The following is a 255-nucleotide window of genomic DNA, read 5'->3' as shown; positions in this document are numbered from 1 at the left end:
AGCCGTTCGCCCGAGAGCCAGCGCCGCTGCCAGGCGGCATAGTCCGGATACTGGATCGCAAGCGGCGGCAGCGGATCGTCTTGTCCAGCCTCAAACGCCCGGTACAGCTGACTGAGTTCACGCCCCAACACGCCCAGCGACCAGCCATCCGAGACAATGTGATGCTGGGTCAGCAGGAAGACGTGCTCCTCGTCCGACAGCCGGATCAGCCGGCCCCGGATCAGCGGGCCGCGCGCCAGAGCGAACGGCGTGCGC

1 protein-coding gene is annotated in these 255 nt (G+C 67.8%); it reads right to left on the bottom strand.

The genetic code is table 11. The features are described 5' to 3' along the window. The coding region (locus tag ACLFKU_RS44810) for a condensation domain-containing protein (protein ID WP_410853529.1) at window positions 1–255 on the bottom strand (255 nt) is incomplete at both ends.

Origin of the sequence: Paraburkholderia sp. EG304, assembly GCF_046543485.1 — a bacterium.
In the GTDB taxonomy this organism is placed as follows: domain Bacteria; phylum Pseudomonadota; class Gammaproteobacteria; order Burkholderiales; family Burkholderiaceae; genus Paraburkholderia; species Paraburkholderia youngii.
Note: the sequence above shows the minus strand (reverse complement) of the source record. Positions and strands in the feature narration are given on the sequence as shown.